Here is a 4,320-nt window from a genome sequence, read left to right on the forward strand (position 1 = left end):
CGCAACACAAGAACGCGCGACAAGCCCGGCCGTTGACCGCCGGGCCCGAGGAGGGATCAATCCCACATGTCCCAGGCGCGTTCCAGGTCCTGCTTGCTGTACACGCGAAAGGCGGTGAGCGTGTTGGTGCGCTCAATCCCCGACACCTGCGCGATTTCTTCCGTAACGATCTGCGCGATGCGCTCGTACTCCTTCACCCGCACAATGGCGATCAGGTCGTACTCGCCCGAAACCGAGTACACCTCCGCCACCCCGTCGATGCCGGCGATGCGGCGGGCCAGCGCCGGAACGTCCCCCGGCACGGCGCGGATCAGCACGACGGCGGCAATCATGTTCATCGGTTCGTCTCGATCAGGAAAAAGGATGATTCCGGCCCGCGCCGCGGCCCGTCCCGCCGTCCGGGATCCGCCATCGGCCGAACAACGACGGCGCGGCTGGGGATGAGGATGGTCAGCGCGAGCGGTCCGGGTCCGTGGCGATCGGCCGGCCGTCCGCGGGAGGGCGCGGGCCGGAATCGCGCGGCAGCAGCGTGAGTCCCGCGGCCAGCAGCGCGATTCCGGCCAGCACCGACACCCATGGCACGCCGTCCCCGTTCAGCGCGAGCCGCTGCACGGCGGGTTGCCACAGCAGCAGCACCACGAAGCCGTTGTTCACGCAGTGCATCAGCATGCTGGCGAAGATGGAGCGCGTGCGCCAGACCACCAGGCCCATCAGCAGCCCGATCCACATTGTCGGCAGAAAGCGCAGCGCCGACTCGAACGACACGTGAAAGGCGCCAAAGATGGCCGCCGAGCCCACCACGGCGTGCCACGGCCGCACCTCGCGCCGCAGCGACTGCAGCAGCACGCCGCGGAACACCAGCTCTTCGCAGATGGCGGGAGTCACCGCCGCCAGCAGGAACAGCCAGAGCGCGCGCCGCCCCGACGTGGCCGTCAGCAACTGCTGCAGGTAGCCCAGGCTCTCCGTTCCGCCCTGGAACATCCTGAGCTGCGCCCAGGCGATCACCCATCCCACCGGAATCCCGCCCAGCGCAATGAGCACGGCCGCGGCCAGCGCGCGGGGGCGGGGCGGGCGCAGGGCCAGCGTGCGGCGCACGTCGTACGGCCCCAACGCGGCAAAGGCGATGGCCGGGAGCGCCAGCAGCAGCCACTGCGAAATGAGCAGCCCACGCTCCCCCAGCTGCGCCTGCAGCCGCGCGCCCAGGTGAAAGTACGCCAGCGCAATGCCGGCGATGAACATGGCCGTGGCGAACGCGGGCGGCACGTCGCGCCGGGCCGCGCGCCACGACGCCACCTTCTCGCGCCATCCGCCCGCCACGCGCTTTTCCTCCCCCGATCCGCCGCCGAACAGCACGTCCTCGCGCCCGAACGCGCGCGCCGCGAACGCCAGCGCCGCCGCCGCGTACACCGCGCTGGAGGCCAGCGCCAGCAGCGAGGGGAGCAGCGTGGCGCGCCCCGACATCAGCTCGCGCAGGAACATTCCCACGCCCATCACCGGCACCATCGCCAGCGCCGGGGTGAAGTCGATCCCCGGCAGGGTAACCACGAGCATGGGGAGGGTGGCCGCGAGCTGCGCCGGCGTCAGCGCGTTCTGCGCCTCCTTGAACGACTGCGCGCGGACGGCGATCCCCAGAAACAGCGCCGAGAACAGAATGGCGAGGGGAATGAGCGCCAGCAGCACCAGCGCCGCCGTGCCGGCCGGCAGCGTAAAGCTCAGGTTGGCCGCCTTGGCGAAGCGGAACACGCCGGACTGAAAGGTCAGCAGCATGCTGGCCAGGTTGGCCACCGCGGCAAGAATGCCGATGAGCGCCACGGCGGCGAACTTCCCCGCGACGATCTCGCGCGCGGGGACGGCGGCGGTCAGCAGCGTTTCCAGCGTGCCTCGCTCCTTTTCCCCCGCGGCCAAGTCAATGGCGGGGTAGAAGGTTCCCAGCAGCGTCATCAACACGAGGATGACGGGAAGAAAGCGGCCCAGCGCGTATCCGCCCGTTTCCGCCGCCGTGGCCACGGACGAGTCCGCCACCGCCAGCGGCGTGGCGAACCCGGGCGGCAGCCCCGCCTGCCGCAATCGCGCCGCGAGGAGAGTATCGCCCCACTCCTCCAGCCGGTCGTTGGTCAGGCGCTGCGCCCGCTGGGACCGGTCTTCGGAAGCATCGAAGAGACTGCGCGCCTGCCGCGACGCGCCGCCCGCATCCGCCGGGGCCAGGAGCACCGCCGCCTCCACCTCGCCCTCGCGTACGGCGGCCACGGAGGCGCGCCCGCCGCCCACGATGCGGATGGCGGAGTCCGCATCCAGAAAGCGCACCAGCGCGGGCTCCGCGCCGGCCACGGCCACCCGCGCCGGCTCCGCCCCCAGCCGCCGCTGCCCCAGCAGCGTCAGCTGCTCCGCCAGTACCAGCATGCAGGGGTACAGCAGCGTGGGGATGACGAGCATCATGAACAGCGTGCGGCGGTCGCGCAGCGTTTCGCGCAGTTCCTTGGCCAGCACGGTGCGCACCGTCTTCCAGCGCATCACGCCGCCTCCCGCGCGATGCGCAGAAAGGCGCGCGCCAGGTTGTCTTCGCCGCTGCGCGCCAGCACCTCGTGAATGGTCCCTTCCTCGGCCAGGCGGCCGCCCGCCAGAATCCCCACGCGGTCGGCCAGCAGTTCCACCTCGCTCATGTGGTGCGTGCTGAACAGCACGGCGCGGCCGCGGGTGCGCGCATCGGCGATGAAGTCGTAGATCGCCTCCCCGCTCAGCACGTCCAGCCCCAGCGTGGGCTCGTCCAGCACCAGCGCGGGGGGATCGTGCACCGTGGCGCGAGCGATGTTCACGCGCTGCCGCTGCCCGGTGGAGAGCCGTCCGCACAGCCGGTCCGCGAACGGCCCGATGCCGAAGCGCGCGACCACGTCTTCCACCCGCTCGTTCACCCGCCCCTCCTCCACCCCCTGCAGCCGGGCGAAGTAGGCGAGCAGTTCACGCGAGGTGAGGCGGGCGTACAACCCCATGGAGGCAGCCAGAAAGCCCAGGCGGCGGCGCACCTCCAGCGGCTCCAGCCGCACGTCGTGGCCGGCGATGCGGGCGGTGCCGCCGGTGGGCTTGAGGAGCGTGGCCAGGCAGCGCAGGGCGGTGGTCTTTCCCGCCCCGTTGGCGCCGAGCAGAGCGTACACCTCGCCGGGGCGCACGCGGAGCGAGAGCCCGCGCACGGCCGCGAAGTCGCCGTAGGCCTTGCTGAGCGCGTCAAACTCGATCAACGGAATCGGGGCTGGATGGGAGATGCGGGATGACCATGCCCGCCGCAGGCAAGATACAGGCGCGCCGGCTTCGGTGCGAGAATCCGGTGCGGTCAACGGCCTCACGAAAACAGGGACGGGAGCCCCATGCGAGGCTCCCGTCCCTTGTTCACACAGCCTTGGGCCGCGCCGAACCACTCAGCACTCAGCACTCAGCACTCAGCACTCACGCACCCAGCACTCACGCACTGCATTTCCTCAGTCCTGCTTGAGCGCCGCGACCTCCGCCGGCAGCGCGAACACCGACGCGTCGATCGGCTCGGTGCTTACGGACACCACGCGCATCTCGCTCCTCAGGTCACCCCCCATGATCTCGCGCACCTGACCGTCTAGCGCCGTGAACACCGTCGTCAGCGTAGGCATCTTAATGCCGCTGAACACGCGGTAGTCGCTGAAGGTCATCCGGATCTCGATGGGGTCCGCAGAGCTCAACAGGCGAATCGTGGCGCCGATCAGCAGGCCGTCGTCATCCGCAAAGCAGTTCACCACCTGGTGGCCGCTTGCCGCGACCATGCGCACCGCGATGCAGCTTTCGCCGTTCACCGTGTCGCGCCCCACCGTCTCCATCGACTGGAATGCACGGGCGAAGTTCATGTTCCACTCAAAATCAAACTGATTCAGCGCCGCACCGCGAACACTGTCGTGCCGGATCCTGGGTCCTGATACGGGGTCGCTCGACCACCTGGTCTGGCCGTCGTAGCCCATCGACGTGGCGCCCATGTTCGGGGCGTCCATCTTCATCACGAACCTGTTCCCCTCGCGGGATTGGTACACGTCTGCGATCGCGGTGAGGCCCTCGCCCTGCCAGCTGAGTTCCTGCCGCGTGTGGCGGTACTGCTGCGCGTTCAGCGCCTGCCTGCCGCCAATGGCCTGCAGGTGCCGCGCAACCACCTGCTCCGCGGTGGGCAGCCGCTGCGCGCCCGCGGGGGCGGCGGCCAAGACGACAGAGGCGCCGGCCAGCGCCAGCGCGCGAATGGCGAGTGTTCGCAGGTGAGGCATCGGCGTTCCCCCAGGTAAAAAGGTTGGCTGCGCGGGCGCAACAGCCGCC

General features: G+C 70.2%; 4 protein-coding genes. All 4 read right to left on the minus strand.

Features of this window, described 5'->3' with window-relative positions:
- Nucleotides 1–56: 56 nt before the first annotated feature.
- Entirely contained in the window at nt 57–338 is a 282-nt protein-coding gene (locus VF665_RS20700) for an Lrp/AsnC family transcriptional regulator (protein WP_205762168.1), read from the minus strand.
- Between the two features lie 112 nt (nt 339–450).
- The gene (locus VF665_RS20705; RefSeq protein WP_331055366.1) at nt 451–2,511 is read right to left on the minus strand and encodes an ABC transporter permease subunit/CPBP intramembrane protease; all 2,061 of its coding nucleotides are present in this window, start codon (nt 2,509–2,511) and stop codon (nt 451–453) included.
- Complete coding sequence (locus VF665_RS20710) at nt 2,511–3,233, minus strand: ABC transporter ATP-binding protein (protein WP_331055367.1); 723 nt, start codon at nt 3,231–3,233, stop codon at nt 2,511–2,513. Before VF665_RS20710 ends, VF665_RS20705 begins: the two co-directional genes overlap by 1 nt.
- 237 nt (nt 3,234–3,470) lie before the next feature.
- Nucleotides 3,471–4,320: hypothetical protein (locus VF665_RS20715; RefSeq protein ID WP_331055368.1), on the minus strand; the 850-nt coding region annotated here is incomplete at its 5' end.

The sequence above is a fragment of the Longimicrobium sp. genome (genome assembly GCF_036387355.1).
Taxonomy (GTDB): Bacteria; Gemmatimonadota; Gemmatimonadetes; order Longimicrobiales; family Longimicrobiaceae; genus Longimicrobium.